This is a genomic window from Gordonia sp. NPDC003425 (assembly GCF_053588635.1).
On the sequence record NZ_JBSFQI010000006.1, the window covers coordinates 81,412 to 96,589 of the forward strand.

Annotated in this window: 15 protein-coding genes; 12 read left to right on the forward strand and 3 right to left on the reverse strand. The window is 68.0% G+C overall.

Translation table 11 applies throughout. The features are described from left to right. Window positions 1-17: 17 nt before the first annotated feature. The gene (gene alc, locus ACWDTD_RS09395; RefSeq protein ID WP_449746829.1) at window positions 18-1,001 is read right to left on the reverse strand and encodes an allantoicase; all 984 of its coding nucleotides are present in this window, start codon (window positions 999-1,001) and stop codon (window positions 18-20) included. Window positions 1,002-1,236: 235 nt separating this feature from the next. Here alc and ACWDTD_RS09400 point away from each other — a divergent pair, with 235 nt between their 5' ends. Both ACWDTD_RS09400 and ACWDTD_RS09405 read left to right on the forward strand, forming a co-directional pair. Then, a complete protein-coding gene (locus ACWDTD_RS09400) occupies window positions 1,237-1,695 on the forward strand; it encodes a MarR family winged helix-turn-helix transcriptional regulator (protein ID WP_449746998.1) in 459 nt (152 codons plus the stop codon). After that, entirely contained in the window at window positions 1,692-3,386 is a 1,695-nt protein-coding gene (locus ACWDTD_RS09405) for an MDR family MFS transporter (protein ID WP_449746830.1), read from the forward strand. The genes ACWDTD_RS09400 and ACWDTD_RS09405 overlap by 4 nt, the downstream gene beginning before the upstream one ends. Before the next feature lie 108 nt (window positions 3,387-3,494). Here ACWDTD_RS09405 and ACWDTD_RS09410 read toward each other — a convergent pair whose 3' ends face one another. After that, complete coding sequence (locus tag ACWDTD_RS09410) at window positions 3,495-4,007, reverse strand: inorganic diphosphatase (protein ID WP_449746831.1); 513 nt, start codon at window positions 4,005-4,007, stop codon at window positions 3,495-3,497. Between the two features lie 118 nt (window positions 4,008-4,125). Between ACWDTD_RS09410 and dacB the strand changes: the two genes are divergently transcribed. From dacB to tilS, 3 genes are all read left to right on the forward strand, one after another. Next, on the forward strand, window positions 4,126-5,532 hold the full coding sequence (gene dacB, locus ACWDTD_RS09415) for a D-alanyl-D-alanine carboxypeptidase/D-alanyl-D-alanine endopeptidase (protein WP_449746832.1): 1,407 nt from the start codon (window positions 4,126-4,128) through the stop codon (window positions 5,530-5,532). A gap of 89 nt (window positions 5,533-5,621) precedes the next feature. Continuing rightward, on the forward strand, window positions 5,622-6,809 hold the full coding sequence (locus tag ACWDTD_RS09420) for a zinc-dependent metalloprotease (protein WP_449746999.1): 1,188 nt from the start codon (window positions 5,622-5,624) through the stop codon (window positions 6,807-6,809). Beyond that, window positions 6,788-7,741 carry a tRNA lysidine(34) synthetase TilS gene (gene tilS / locus ACWDTD_RS09425; protein ID WP_449746833.1) on the forward strand — a complete coding sequence of 318 codons (954 nt, stop codon included), beginning with the start codon at window positions 6,788-6,790 and terminating at the stop codon, window positions 7,739-7,741. The genes ACWDTD_RS09420 and tilS overlap by 22 nt, the downstream gene beginning before the upstream one ends. A 22-nt stretch (window positions 7,742-7,763) precedes the next feature. Here tilS and ACWDTD_RS09430 read toward each other — a convergent pair whose 3' ends face one another. Further along, a complete protein-coding gene (locus ACWDTD_RS09430; RefSeq protein WP_449746834.1) occupies window positions 7,764-8,462 on the reverse strand; it encodes a hypothetical protein in 699 nt (232 codons plus the stop codon). Window positions 8,463-8,882: 420 nt separating this feature from the next. On the opposite strand from ACWDTD_RS09430, the gene hpt reads away from it, so the two are divergent. The 7 genes from hpt (at window position 8,883) to ACWDTD_RS09465 (ending at window position 15,154) form a co-directional block, all read left to right on the forward strand. Continuing rightward, window positions 8,883-9,455 carry a hypoxanthine phosphoribosyltransferase gene (gene hpt, locus ACWDTD_RS09435; RefSeq protein ID WP_449746835.1) on the forward strand — a complete coding sequence of 191 codons (573 nt, stop codon included), beginning with the start codon at window positions 8,883-8,885 and terminating at the stop codon, window positions 9,453-9,455. Between the two features lie 184 nt (window positions 9,456-9,639). Further along, entirely contained in the window at window positions 9,640-12,081 is a 2,442-nt protein-coding gene (ftsH, locus tag ACWDTD_RS09440; RefSeq protein WP_449746836.1) for an ATP-dependent zinc metalloprotease FtsH, read from the forward strand. 6 nt (window positions 12,082-12,087) lie between these two features. Continuing rightward, a complete protein-coding gene (gene folE, locus ACWDTD_RS09445) occupies window positions 12,088-12,726 on the forward strand; it encodes a GTP cyclohydrolase I FolE (RefSeq protein ID WP_449746837.1) in 639 nt (212 codons plus the stop codon). Between the two features lie 35 nt (window positions 12,727-12,761). Beyond that, window positions 12,762-13,658, forward strand: a complete 897-nt coding sequence (folP, locus tag ACWDTD_RS09450) for a dihydropteroate synthase (protein WP_449747000.1) — start codon at window positions 12,762-12,764, stop codon at window positions 13,656-13,658. After that, the gene (gene folB / locus ACWDTD_RS09455; RefSeq protein WP_449746838.1) at window positions 13,651-14,067 is read left to right on the forward strand and encodes a dihydroneopterin aldolase; all 417 of its coding nucleotides are present in this window, start codon (window positions 13,651-13,653) and stop codon (window positions 14,065-14,067) included. Before folP ends, folB begins: the two co-directional genes overlap by 8 nt. Window positions 14,068-14,075: 8 nt before the next feature. Next, a complete protein-coding gene (gene folK, locus ACWDTD_RS09460; RefSeq protein ID WP_449747001.1) occupies window positions 14,076-14,615 on the forward strand; it encodes a 2-amino-4-hydroxy-6-hydroxymethyldihydropteridine diphosphokinase in 540 nt (179 codons plus the stop codon). Between the two features lie 2 nt (window positions 14,616-14,617). Continuing rightward, complete coding sequence (locus tag ACWDTD_RS09465) at window positions 14,618-15,154, forward strand: DUF3180 domain-containing protein (protein WP_449747002.1); 537 nt, start codon at window positions 14,618-14,620, stop codon at window positions 15,152-15,154. Window positions 15,155-15,178 lie beyond the last annotated feature (24 nt).

A 15,178-nucleotide genomic window follows, 5' to 3' on the forward strand; every position in this document is an offset into this window, starting at 1 on the left:
CATCGGTGACGCGGTGCTTACGCCTCGCCGCGCTCCCACTGCTCGATGAGTCCGGCCTTGGACTCGTCGGTCAGCACCCCGTACAGCTTGAACCGCGCCATCCCGCCGTCGGGATAGATGTCCATGCGGGCCTCGGTCATCGGCCGGTCGAGGTCGAGGACGAAGCGGTGGCGCGTGTCGGGCTGAAGCTCGGTGCGCCCCAGCACCTCGAACCATTCGCCGTCCTCGCCGTCGCGACCGCGCACCATCGCGGCCCCGGGCGCGTTGCCGAGGAAGTAGCTGGTGTCGAGTTCGACGAGGCTCACCAGTCCCTGCCCGGCCAGGCGCACCTGCACCCAGTCGTTGCCGGAGTCGCGGCGCCGGGAGGTCTCCCAGCCCTCACCCATGTGCCGGGCGCGGCCGGGCATCAGCAGGTTGTTCGGCGAACTGTAGAACATGTTGGAGCACGCCGTGATCAGGCCGCCGTTCTCCAGGGCGGCCAGGTCGAAGTGGCCGTAGCGGAAGAAGTGGGGGTTGGGCACGCCGCGTCCGTGCACCCGGAACCGGGCCACACCGCCGTCGGGATACATGGTGAGCCGCACGTGGGTGAACCGGTTCTTGGCGTCCACGCGGAACGGGTTGCGGGTGTCGCCGTCGACGGCGGTCTTCTCCACGATGGTCACCCACTCGGTGTCGTCGACGAGTTCCTGCGCGGACACCACACCCTCGACCGCGGCGGCCTCCACCGAGACGAACGGCGGATAGTTGCCCTTGAACCACGAGGTGTCGACCACCACGCCGTAGACCACGCCCGGGGCACCGAGGCGCACGATCGCCTGATCGACGCCATCGCGCCGGCGTCGCCGTGTCTCCCAGCCGTCGTAGATCTGGCCCTTGTGCCCGAACGTCGCAGGCCGGTACTCGGCCGAACCCGTCTTGATGATGTTCTGCACCTCGGCGAACAGGTCGTCGTTGGTCCAGACAACCGCGCCACCCAGGTCGCGTAAGGCCAGGTCAGGCATCGATGTGAAGTGCGGGCGGCTACCTGAGGCAGGTGGTGGAGGCTGAGGGGTCACAGACGCCGATCCTAATGGGGGTTTGCCAGAGGGCAGAACTCGAGCGCATACTTGCGGACATCAACTACTTGCATGAGACAACTAGTTGCGTTGGGAACAATTACCGGACCGGTGTGTCCATACGGTCGATGATTCTGTGCAAACAGCTCGGAGAGGTGGTTCAGTGCTCGATTCTGCCGCCATGGACGAGCTTTTCGACATCCTCGCCCGCTATTCACGAATGCGGGATCGTGCGGTGCATTCGACCTTCCGGACGCCCGACGGGGAGTTCGAGATGGCTGCGCACAAGGGGCTGTTCCACCTGATGCGCCACCCCATGCGGTCGCGTGAACTCGCCGAAAGCCTGAACGCGGATCCGTCGACCGTCAGCCGCTACGTCGCACAACTGGTGGACATGGGAATGGTGCGCCGCGAAGCCGACCCGGACGACGGGCGGGCGACGGTGCTGGTGATCACCGAGGCCGGCCGCAGGCGGGTGGACGCGATGCGTGAGATACGCCGCACGGCGATGAACGACGCGATGACCGACTTCACCGATGACGAACTACGCGACCTGGTGAGCCTGCTGGGTCGCTTCGTGGACGCGGCCGAGAAGCTCGTCGCGCCGGCGTGCGCAGACGTTGCGAAAGGATCGAGATGACCGACAAGACGGCGGCGACCGCCGCACAGGAGAGCGCGGGTGCGGGTCTGACCCACCGGCAGATCCTCACCATCCTGGCCGGCCTGATGCTGGGAATGTTCCTGGCTGCCCTCGACCAGACGATCGTGTCCACCGCGATCCGGACGATCGCCGACGACCTGCAGGGCTACGACCTGCAGGCGTGGGTGACCACGGCCTACCTGGTGACCTCGACCATCGTCACCCCGCTGTACGGCAAGCTGTCGGATCTGTATGGCCGCAAACCGTTCTTCCTGCTGGCCATCTCGATCTTCATCGTCGGATCGCTCGCGTGCAGCATGGCGACGTCGATGTACCAGCTCGCCGCCTTCCGTGCCCTGCAGGGACTCGGCGCGGGCGGTCTGTTCACCCTGGCCCTGACCACCATCGGCGACATCGTGCCGCCGCGGGAACGCGCCAAGTATCAGGGCTACTTCCTCGCGGTGTTCGGCACATCGAGTGTCCTCGGTCCCGTGCTGGGTGGCTTCTTCGCCGGACAGTCGTCGATCCTGGGCATCTCCGGATGGCGTTGGGTGTTCCTGGTGAACGTGCCGATCGGCATCGTCGCGCTCGCCGTGGTGGCCAAGGTGCTCAATTACGACCAGCAGAAGGGCAAGGGCGGTCGTACCGACTACTGGGGCGCCGCCGCACTCGCGATCGGCATCGCGCCGCTGCTGATCGTCGCCGAGCAGGGACGGGAGTGGGGCTGGTTCTCCGGCTGGGCGTGGCTCTGTTACGGCGTCGGGGCGGCGGGCATCGCGCTGTTCGTGTGGATCGAACACATGATGGGCGACGACGCGCTGATCCCGTTGCGTGTCTTCAAGAATCGGGTGTTCGCCCAGGGCATCGTGATCTCGATGATCGTGGGTGCGGTGATGTTCGGCGGGATCTCGATGCTGCCGCAGTACTTCCAGGTGCTGCGCGGGTCGAGTCCGATGGTGGCCGGATTGCAGATGCTGCCCATGGTGATCGGCCTGATGGCCGGATCGATCGCCTCGGGTCAGCTCATCTCCCGGACCGGGCGCTACAAGGTGTTCACCATCCTCGGCTCGGTGTTGATGGCCGTGGCGACGTTCCTGCTGCATCTGGTGAGTACCACCACGCCGGTGTGGCTGGTGATGGCGATGGCGCTACTGCTGGGCTTCGGGTTGGGCAACCTGATGCAGCCGATCACCCTGGCGATGCAGAACATCCTGCCGCCCAGGGACATGGGGCTGTCCACCGGCACCGCCACCTTCTTCCGGCAGATCGGTGCCACCCTGGGTGTCGCGATCTTCTTCTCGCTGCTGTTCTCGCTGATGGGCCCCAACATCAAGGACCAGATGACTGCGGCCTCGGGCACCCCGGAGTTCCAGAAGGCGGTGATGTACGCCGCCACACAGAGCACCGATCCGCAGGTGAAGGAGTTCGGTCAGTCGATGGTCGCCGCATCGCAGAACCCGGCGGCCGGTTCGTCGTCGGACAGCGTGATGAGCGACACCTCGGTGATCGAGAAGCTCCCGCCCGCCTTGCAGACCCCGATCAAAGAGGGCTTCGCCGATTCGATGGACCGGGTCTTCCTGGCGGTCTCCATCGTGTCGCTGCTGGCGATCATCGGTACCGCCACCTGGAAGGAACTGCCGCTGCGGACGGGTAAGCCGGTCGGCGACCCCGAGTCGGTGCTGACCGAGTAACGCTCCGCGTCGAGCGTGCCCAAAAACCCGTCGAGCGTGCCCGCTTGATCAGGAAGTGGGCACGCTCGACCGGAAAGTGGGCACGCTCGACGTCGGGTGAGACGCGGGTCAGCCGCGCGAGGGCTCGTTGGCCTCCTCGGGTTCCTGGGCGAGCCGGTCGATGGCGGCCTGCGCCACCTTCTCCGCCTCGGCCTTGCCCACCCAGCCGCCGGGCTGAACCTCTTTGCCGGGCTCGAGGTCCTTGTAGTGCTCGAAGAAGTGGGAGATCGGCCCGAGTTCGAATTCGCTGACGTCGCCGATGTCCTGGATGTGGTTCCAGCGGACGTCGTCGGCCGGAACACAGAGCAGCTTGTCGTCGCCACCGGCCTCGTCGGTCATGGTGTACATGCCCACCACGCGGGATTTCACGATGACGCCGGGGTACACCGACTCGGGCAGCAGGACGAGAGCGTCGAGCGGGTCGCCGTCCTCGCCGAGAGTGCCGTCGATGTAGCCATAGTCTGCGGGGTAGCCGAACGCGGTGTAGAGGTAGCGGTCGAGATAGATCTTGCCCGTCTCGTGATCGACCTCGTACTTGTTGCGACTGCCCTTCGGGATCTCGATGGTCACATCGAATTCCACGGTTCCTCCTTGATCGTGGCTGCTATCGCCGGTGATGGCAGCCGTCGGCCCGGCTGCGCGAATCGTCTCAACGATACTGTGAGGGCAATTGAGCCGACGTTCGAGACCCGGAGGTGTTGTGGGCGCCAAGCATGGAGACCGTCGACCACGCGGTCGACGACGGGCGGTGGTGTGGACCCTGGTCTCGGTGGTGGTGCTGGCCATGATCGCCACCGGCGCACTGGTGGTGGCACGACAACTCGACCACAGCGACGAACTGCCACCCGGAATCGGGCCGCGTCCCGCACCCATCGCTGCCAACCCGCAGATCGAACCGGTGGCGGCGAACGCGCCCGAGCCGACCCCGGCCGGGGTGACCCGACAGATCGCGCAGGCGGTCCGCGCACCCGCACTCGGGGATTTCACCGGGCAGATCAGCGACTCGCTGACCGGCGCCACACTGTGGTCGAAATCCCCCGACACCCCGCGCATCCCCGCCTCGAACACGAAGATCCTCACCGCCGCCGCGGCCCTGATCGGTCTGCCGCACGACCAACGCCTGACCACCACGGTGGTGGCGGGACCCGACGGACAGGTGATCATCAAGGGCGCCGGCGACCCGACGCTCTCGGCGCAGCCGACCGGCGCCGCGACCTTCTACACCACCCCCGGGCGCATCGCGGATCTCGCCGCACAGATCAGACGGTCGGGCGTGACCCCGACGTCGGTCGCCGTCGACCTCTCCGGCATCAGCGGGCCGACGATGGACAGCACCTGGAGCCGTCAGGACATCGCCGGCGGCGACATCGCGCCGATCGAGGCGCTGATGACCGACGGGGCGCGCATCGAACCGCTCGACGAGTACTCGCCGCGGGTCGACAATCCGGCCATCACCGCCGGTGAGCAGCTCGCGACAGCGCTGGGCGTCTCCACCGACGTCACCGAGATGACCGCGCCGCCCGGGGCCCGGCAACTCGCGTCGGTGCAGTCGGCACCGCTGGTGACCAGGGTCAATGACATGCTCCGCTACTCCGACAATGTGCTCGCCGAGACACTCGGCATCGAGTTGTCGAAGGCGCAGGGCGGTCCGGCGACCCTGGCCGGCGGCGCTGCCGCCGTGGTCACCACGCTGCGAAACAACGGGTTCGGCATGACCGGGGTGACGTTGCGGGACACCTCGGGGATCTCCTACGCCAACCGCGTACCCGCGTCGGTGCTCGACAAGGTGATGGCGGCGTCCAGCGGCCCGACCGGAGGTGACGCCGTGGTTCAGACCAAGCTTCGCCCGATGCTCGACGGGCTGCCGGTGGCCGGCGGTACCGGAACCCTCGCCGACCGGTTCACCGCAGGCGACAACCCCGGCGCGGGATGGGTGCGCGCGAAGACCGGAACACTGACGGGAGTCAGTTCGTTGACGGGCATAGTCCAGACGGTCGACGGCCGGGTTCTGTCGTTCGCGCTTATGTCCGGCGGTACCTCGCCGGCCGATGCGCGGCCCGCACTCGACGCCGTCCCCGGCGATCTGAGGGAGTGCGGATGTCGATGAGCGAGACGTCGATGAGTGAGACCACCGGCGACACCACAACGGCGGACGGTGTGCAGCCCGATGGCGGCGGCCATCATCTGCTGGACCCGATGGGTGCGCGTATCGACTGGTCGCTGGCCGCGGCCACCGGGCGCAAGCTGGTGCGGTCCGGTCCCAAGACCACCGCTTACACCCTCGAGGCCGCCCGCGCCGAACTCGCCGACGCGGCCGTCCGCGCCGAGGGTCCCGTCCGGGAGGTCACCGGCCTCGCCGACGGTCTGCCCGTCCCGGCGGCCCGCGTCCTCGATCGTCCCGGGTGGATCGACGCCGCGGCGGTGTCGATGCGGTCGATGCTCGACGGGTCCACGCCCGGCGTCGACGCCGACGACGAACATGCCGGTGGGATACAGGGATTCGTGGAGGGCATCTCGGGAAAGGTCGGGGGAGTGCAGGCCGGGGGACTCCTCGCGTTTCTGGCCACCGCCATCCTCGGCCAGTACGATCCGTTCACCCCGAACCCCGGCGCCGGGAGCGCAGCGAGCGGGCCGAACATTGATCCCGGCGCCGGGAGCGCAGCGAGCGGGCCGAGTAATTCCGGCGGGAGCGTAGCGAGCGGGCCGAATAGTGATCCCGGCGCCGGGAGCGTAGCGAACAATGATCCCGGCGTGTTGATGTTGGTGACTCCCAACATCATTGCGGTGGAACGCTCGCTGCACGTGGTGCCGTCGGACTTCCGGTTGTGGGTGTGCCTGCACGAGGTGACCCACCGCGTGCAGTTCTCGGCCAACCCGTGGCTGCGGCAGTACATGAGCGACAACATCGCGGTGCTGACGTCGGAGACCGGCGAATCGGCCGGTGAGATCGCCGCACGGATCACCGCGTCGCTGCGGGGCGGCAAACCCCGCGAGAAGGGTGTCATCGGGGTCATGCAACTGGTGCAGAGCCCGGAGCAGTACGACGCCTTCAACCGCATGATGATGCTGGGTACCCTGCTCGAGGGCCACGCCGACCACGTGATGGATGCCGTTGGTCCCGAACAGGTTCCGACGGTGGAGAGCATCCGGGCGGCGTTCGATCGGCGTCGCGCCACCCCGCGCAATCCGGTGCAGCGCATCATCCGCGCGCTGATCGGTATGGATGCGAAGCTGGCGCAGTACACCCGGGGTAAGGCCTTCGTCGACGAGGTGGTGTCGACCGTCGGGATGGAGCGGTTCAACACGATCTGGACGTCGCCGGAGACCATGCCGCGCACCGACGAGATCGACGAGCCGTCGCGATGGATTCAACGGGTGCTGTGACCCGTGCGGTGGCCGCCTTCGCGGCCACCGAGCTCGGCGGCCGCACCGACGTATGCGTGGCGCTGTCGGGCGGCCCCGATTCGCTCGCGCTCACCGCATGCGCACTGCGGGCGGGGCTGTCGGTGCGCGCACTGGTCGTCGATCACGGCCTGCAGGACGGCTCCGCCGACGTCGCCGACACCGCGGCCCGTACCGCCACCGATCTGGGTGCCTGCGCGGAGGTGCTGCGGGTGTCGGTCGGCTCCGCGGGCGGGCTGGAGGCCGCGGCACGCCGGGCGCGCTACGAAGCCCTCGACGCCGCGCGGGCAGACGCACCGGTGTTGTTGGCGCATACCATGGACGATCAGGCCGAAACCGTACTCCTCGGTCTGGCCCGCGGGTCGGGGTCGCGGTCGCTCGCCGGGATGCGGCCCTGGCGTGACCCATGGGGCCGCCCGCTGCTGGGTGTGCGGCGAGCAAAAACGGTGGGGGTGTGCACGGAACTCGGACTGCACGCGCACGCCGACCCGCACAACGTCGACCCTCGTTTCACCCGGGTGCGAATGCGCGCGGAGGTGTTACCGCTGCTCGACGATGTGGTGCACGGCGGGGTGGTGGCCGCACTCGCCCGCACCGCCGCGTCACTACAGGACGACAATGACGCCCTCGATGCTCTCGCCGAGAGCGCTTATGGCGCCGCCGTGCGCGCCGGCGGCGCCGAACTCGAAGTGGCCACGCTCGTCGCACTGTTGCCCGCGATCCGGACCCGGGTGCTACGGCGCTGGCTGATGGGTGTGGGGGCCACCGAGCCGACGACGCGGACGATCGGCGCGGCGGACGCCCTGTTGGTCGTCGCTACCGGCGCCCAGGTCGCCATCGGCGGCACGCCGGACCATCGACTCGTCGTCGAGCACACGGACGGGCGGCTGCGCGTAAGCACAGCCGCCCGCTGACCGACCTCCGACCGCACGAACGCTAGTTCTTGGGCGGTACGAACGGGGAGTTGATGGTGTTGAAGTACTGCACCGCTGCGGCGATGACGGACCCGCCTCCGCCGAGGATGATTCCGGCGATAGAACCCACCGAAGCGCCAATTGGAAGGCCGATCAGAATGCATCCGATACCTGCTGCGGGCAGCGTCGCGATGCATCCGATAATGCCGCCTACAACTGCTCCGATGGCCAAGCCCACCAGCGAGGAGATGGTCAGCCCGGCACTTGCCTGCTGGTTGAACCGCGCCAGTGCCTGGTCGTCACGCTCCTGTTTGGTCCTCGGCGCGTCGACCTTCTGCTGTGCCGCCACCTGCCGGATCGGGTCCACCTCGACCGGACTCAGCGCACGCGAACGCGCGAGATTCTTCGACGGTGTCAGCGTCACGGTGTTACCCGCCACGGCGGAATCGATGGGGAACTCCCGGTATTCCAGGCGATACGAGAGCGGCATCCGGAAGACCGTGGCACCGGTCGAATTCTGGATTTCAACGGACTGTCCGTCCTGGACGATCCTCCCGTCGGAGATGGCGATCAACACGCTCGTCGGGGTGTGGGTCAGACGGTATTGCACCGGGGTAGCCGTCGGGGGTGCCGCGTTGGCAGTGGCGTTCACCAATGGGACGGCGAGCAAAATCGCGAAGAAGAAGATGTTTAGCCGCAACAACTTTCGACGGCGGTTCATCGGTGGCGGTAAAAGTTGACGGCAACCGGGGCGTCGTTGGTCGGTCATCCTTGTTCCATTCTCTTGAAATGTGCGGCTGCGAGCCTGATTTCGAGCCACCGTGCGGGATGTGGCACGGCTCCGGAGGAGGTCCTCCCGGAGCATTTCCGGAACGCATACGCGGAAATCTCCGAAATTCATTTGAAATCCGAATGAATTGCATTTCCGCGTGCGCAAGAGTGTGCAGCGGGGCGTCACGGCTTTGGCCGACTTTGGTGCGCGTGTGAACAGTGGGCAGCGTTGTGACCTAGCTGTGACACGGGCGTCCCTTGTTCGAACCACACCCGTCCACATCGTTCGGCTTGCGAACAACGCGCAATCGCCGTGGTTCGGTGGCAACTCGCTGCCCACCGGTGACGGGGGACGTGACAAGCTGTTGACGTGCATTCCGCGACCGACATCGCCCACCACTACGGCGACGACATCGAAGCGATCCTGATCACCGAGGACCAGATCAAACAGCGCACCACGGAGCTGGCGGAATCGGTGGCCACCCGCTACGCAGGCATCGACGACGATCTGGTCCTCGTCGGGGTCCTCAAGGGCGCCATCATGTTCATGACCGACTTCGCGCGGGCCCTGCCTATACCCGCCCAGATGGAGTTCATGGCGGTCTCGAGCTACGGATCATCCACGTCGTCGTCGGGCGTGGTGCGCATCCTCAAGGACCTCGACCGCGACATCGCCGGGCGCGATGTGCTGATAGTCGAGGACATCATCGATTCGGGTCTCACGCTGTCGTGGCTGATGAAGAACCTCGCCACCCGGCAGCCGCGCTCGCTGGAGGTGTGCACCCTGCTGCGCAAGCCGGAGGCGGTGCGTTCACCCGTGACGGTGGCCGACGTGGGTTTCGACATCCCCAACGAGTTCGTGGTGGGGTACGGCCTCGACTACGCCGAACGCTACCGTGACCTGCCCTTCATCGGGCGGCTGCGGTCCACCGTGTACCAGTAGCCCGGCCTCGTCGCCCTCCTCGGGCCGCACATCCGGGAACGGTTTCACCTGCAGGATCGTTGACCGGTAGCCTCTATGTGGACGAACGCAGTCTTGGGTCCGTTCACTTCGTCCGCAAACCGATGGAAGGACAGTGGTCACGGCACCGGGTGATCCCGCCCCCGGTCCGCCTCCACCAACTCGCATGAACCGAAAGACAGTCTTCCGCAACCTCGCGATCCTGGCGGTCGTCGTGCTCGCCCTCTGGGGCTGGAGCGTGATGCGCAACGGTGACCGCGACTACACCGGGGTGGACACCTCGGTGGCGTTGACCCAGCTCAACACGAAGAACACCAAGTTCATCCAGATCGACGACCGCGAACAACAGCTCCGCATCGAGACCAAGGAGCCGGTCAAGGTCGACGGCAAGGACACCACCAAGATCTCGGCTAAGTATCCGGCGTCGGCCGGTGAGCAGGTCTTCGACTCGGTCAAGTCCACCGGCGCCGGCTACCAGACCAACGTCAACGAGCAGTCCGTGTTCTGGCAGATCCTGGTGTTCCTGCTCCCGATGTTGCTGCTGTTCGGTCTGTTCTTCTTCGTCATGAACCGCATGCAGGGCGGTGGGCGCGGCGGCGTGATGGGCTTTGGCAAGTCCAAGGCCAAACAGCTGTCGAAGGACATGCCCAAGACCACCTTCGCCGACGTCGCGGGCGCCGATGAAGCCGTCGAAGAGCTTTACGAGATCAAGGATTTCCTGCAGAACCCGGCGCGTTATCAGGCCCTCGGCGCCAAGATTCCCCGTGGCGTCCTGCTCTACGGTCCGCCCGGCACCGGCAAGACGCTGCTCGCCCGTGCCGTGGCCGGTGAGGCCGGGGTGCCGTTCTTCACCATCTCCGGCTCCGACTTCGTGGAGATGTTCGTCGGTGTCGGCGCGTCCCGCGTGCGCGACCTGTTCGAGCAGGCCAAGAACAACAGCCCGTGCATCATCTTCGTCGACGAGATCGACGCGGTGGGCCGCCAGCGTGGTGCGGGTCTGGGCGGCGGGCACGACGAACGCGAGCAGACGCTCAATCAGCTGCTCGTGGAGATGGACGGTTTCGGTGACCGCTCCGGCGTCATCCTGATCGCGGCCACCAACCGGCCCGACATCCTCGACCCGGCGTTGCTGCGTCCCGGCCGTTTCGACCGTCAGATCCCGGTGGGCAACCCCGACATCGCCGGTCGCCGGGCGATCCTGAAGGTGCACGCCAAGGGCAAGCCCATCGCCCCCGACGCCGACCTCGACGGACTGGCCAAGCGCACCCCCGGCATGTCGGGTGCCGACCTGGCCAACGTCGTGAACGAGGCCGCGCTGCTCGCCGCGCGTGAGAACCAGTCCATGATCACCGCGGAGATGCTCGAGGAGGCCGTGGACCGCGTGATCGGTGGGCCGCGTCGCAAGAGCCGCATCATCAGCGAACACGAGAAGAAGATCGTGGCCTATCACGAGGGCGGGCACACCCTCGCGGCATGGGCGATGCCCGATCTCGACCCGATCTACAAGGTCACCATCCTGGCCCGCGGCCGGACCGGCGGTCACGCACTGGCCGTGCCGGAGCAGGACAAGGACCTGATGACCCGCTCGGAGATGATCGCGCGGCTGGTGATGGCGATGGGTGGACGCGCCGCCGAGGAACTGGTGTTCCACGAGCCCACCACCGGGGCGTCGTCGGACATCGATCAGGCCACCAAGATCGCGCGCGCCATGGTCACCGAATACGGCATGAGCGCCAAGCTCGGTGCGGTGCGGTACGGCCAGGAGCAGGGCGATCCGTTCCTGGGTCGTTCGATGGGTACACAGAGCGACTACTCGGCCGGCGTCGCCAGCGAGATCGACGACGAGGTGCGCAGGCTGATCGAGGCCGCGCACACCGAGGCGTGGGCGATCCTGTCGGAGTACCGCGACACGCTCGACGTGCTGGCCAGTGAGCTCCTGGAGAAGGAGACCCTGACCCGCAAGGATCTCGAACAGATCTTCACCGATGTGCACAAGCGTCCGCGGATCACCACGTTCAACGAGTTCGGGGAGCGCACCCCGAGTGACAAGCCGCCGGTCAAGACCCCCGGCGAGTTGGCGATCGAACGCGGCGAGCCCTGGCCACCCGAGCCCGAACCCGTCCCCGAACCCGTGGGCGCGGGTGCGGCGTCGTACCCGAGTGGTGACTCGGGTGGCGCGGGTCCCGCCGGCGGCCCATATCCCGGCCCGCCGTCGTATCCGTATCCGCCGGCCGGGCAGCATCCCGGGCCGTTTCCGCAACCCCCGACCCCGTACCCGCCGTCGCAGTATCCGCCGGCGCCGTACCCCACGCCCCCGCAGCAGGGTCCCGGCCAGCACGCTCCGGGCCAGTACGGGGGACAGGGCGGCACGCGGCCCGATTACGGTGCCCCGCGCGACTGGTCGGCGCCCGGGTGGCCGCCGGCCAACGGTGAGCAGGACGGATCGAACCGCCGTGGCGGCCACTACAACGGCAACGGCAGTGGCAATGCCAATGGCAGTGGGAATGCCAACGGCAGTGGGAATGCCAACGGCAATGGCTATGGCAACGGCAGGAATGGCAGCGGGCCGGGCGACACCAACGGTTCCGGTGGCCACGGAAGCAACTGAGGGCCGATGACGATCAGCGACAGGCAGGATGTCGCCGCGCCGGACGGATTGTCGGCGGGCAACACCACACCCGACGGTCGGTATTTCGATCAGGCACGCGCCGAGGCAGCGGTGCGCGAGCTGCTGCTCGCGGTGGGCGAGGACCCCGACCGGGAAGGCCTGCGGCGCACGCCCACGCGGGTGGCCAACGCGTACCGGGAGATGTTCGCCGGGCTCTACACCGAGCCCGACGAGGTGCTGGCCACCACCTTCGACGAGGATCACGACGAACTCGTGCTGGTCAAGGACATCCCGATGTACTCGACCTGCGAGCATCATCTGGTCTCCTTCCACGGTGTCGCGCACGTCGGGTACATCCCCGGGGACACCGGTCAGGTGACCGGCCTGTCCAAACTCGCCCGGGTCGTCGACCTCTACGCCAAACGTCCGCAGGTGCAGGAACGGCTCACCAGTCAGATCGCCGACGCCATCGTGCGCCGGCTGAATCCGCGCGGGGTGATCGTGGTGATCGAGGCCGAGCACCTGTGCATGGCGATGCGCGGGATCCGCAAACCGGGTGCCCGCACCACCACGTCGGCGGTGCGCGGCATCTTCAAGTCGAGTGCCGTTTCCCGCGGCGAGGCGCTCGACCTGATCACGCGGTGACCTCGACGGCCGTGACCTCGCAACGGACCCGGGTGATGGGCGTGCTCAACGTCACCGCCGATTCGTTCTCCGACGGCGGCCGCTTCCTCGACACCGATGCGGCCGTGGCCCACGGCGAACAGTTGCTGGCCGAGGGCGCCGACATCATCGACGTCGGCGGTGAATCCACCCGACCGGGCGCGATCCGGGTGGACGCGCAGATCGAGACCGCGCGCGTGGTCCCGGTGATCTCCGCGCTCGCCTCACGTGGCGCGCGGGTGTCGGTGGACACCATGCGGGCCGCCGTCGCGGCCGCCGCCATCGAGGCCGGCGCCACGATCGTCAACGACGTGTCGGGGGGCCGCGCCGACGCCGACATGGCGCCGCTGCTCGCCGACGCCGGCCTGCCCTGGATCCTGATGCACTGGCGCCCGGCCGCCGATCAGGCCGACGACGGTCGTCGCTTCACCCACCGCGTCGACGACACCGGCGGCTACCGTGACGTGGTGGCCGAGGTGAGCGGGGAGTTGCTCGGCCAGGTCGACGCGGCGGTGAGCGCGGGCGTCGACCCCGACCGCATCATCCTCGACCCGGGCCTGGGATTCGCGAAGACCGCCGCGCACAACTGGGCGCTGCTCAACGCGCTGCCGACGCTGGTCGGACTAGGGTTCCCGGTGCTGGTGGGGGCCTCGCGCAAACGCTTCCTGGGCACGTTGCTGGCCCGCGACGGCGTCGATCGGCCGCCGGCGGGCCGGGAAACCGCCACCGCCGCGATCACCGCGCTGGCCGCCGCAGGTGGCGCATGGGGTGTGCGCGTGCACGACGTGCAGGCCAGCCACGATGCGGCGCTCGTCGCCGCGGCGTGGAGTTCGGGTGGCCGGGGCCGGGCGCCGCTGCCCGGTCGGTCAGGCCTGAGCGAGTGGTCGGGTGTGAGCGGTCGGTCCGATGGCTGATCGCATCGAACTGCGCGGCCTACGCGTCCGCGGACATCACGGCGTGTTCGAGCACGAACGACGCGACGGACAGGATTTCATCATCGACGTGACGCTGTGGGCAGACCTGCGGGTGGCCGCGGCCAGCGACGACCTCGCCGACACCGTCGACTACGGCGGGCTGGCGCAGCAGGTCCACGCCATCGTCTCCGGCGAGCCCCGCAACCTCATCGAGGCGGTCGGCGGCGACATCGCGGATGCGGTCATGGACGACGAACGCGTCGCCGCCTGCGAGGTGGTGGTGCACAAACCGTCGGCACCGATCCCACTGGACTTCGCCGACGTCGCGGTGGTGACGCGCCGATCCCGCAAATCGTCGGGCTTACGGGGATCGTCGGGGTCCCCCACCACGATGGGTGATGCCAGGTGACGTCGACCATCACCCGCGCGGTGTTGTCGGCGGGCACCAACGTGGGCGACCGCGACGCACACCTGCGGTCGGTGCTCGACCGGTTCGCCGGCGAGACAGTCGCTGTGTCCAGCGTGTACGCCACCGCGCCGTGGGGCGGCGTCGAGCAGCCCGACTTCCACAACATCACCCTCATCGTCGAGGGGGAACGCACCGCCCGGCAGTGGCTCGAGGCCGGTGCCGACCTGGAACGACACGCCGAGCGGGTGCGCGAGGTGCGTTGGGGTCCGCGCACGCTCGACGTCGACGTGATCTCCGTGCGCGATGCGGACGGCGAGATCGTCAGCGACGACCCGGTGCTCACCCTGCCGCATCCGCGGGCCGCCCAGCGCGCATTCGTGCTGATGCCGTGGCTCGAAGCCGACCCGGACGCGACGTTGTGGACATCGCACGGGCAGCGTCGAGTCGCCGATCTGGTGGCCGGTCTGCCCGACGAGGAACGCGCCGGGGTCAGCGTGGTCGGTACCGCCGCCGACCTGGGCGCCGCAACAGGGAGCAGCGGGCGATGAGCATGCGTCCCACCGGCAAGACCCCGGACGACGACGAGCCCGGTCTGGGTCCCACCCGCGTCCGCGATCTGGCGCTCATCGCCGTGGTGGTGGCCCTGATCTCCTGGATTCTGGTGCGCTACAACTACTCCGACCTGCCGCCGCTGCCCCTGCTGGCCGGGATTGTGCTCTACATCCTGGCGGCGCTGGAGACGGTGATCGCGTTCGTGGTGCGCGCCCGGGTGGCCGACCGCCAGGTCGGTCGGGCCCGCGGACAGTTGCATCCGCTGACCGCGGCACGCGTGCTGGCGCTGGCCAAGGCGTCGGCGATTCTGGGCGCCGTCGCGGTGGGGGTGTGGACCGGCATGCTGGTGTTCCTGCTCAATCAGCACGACCTCACCGCCGCCGACCACGATCGGCCCGGCGCCATCATCGGGCTGATCGGCGGCGCGGTGCTGATGGTCGCGGCGCTCTGGCTCGAATACTGCTGCCGGGCCCCCGACGACCCCACCGACGACGCCGCGGAGCCACATCCGGACGGGCATCCCGGAGCCGTGTGAGGACGATCGCGAACACCCATTTCG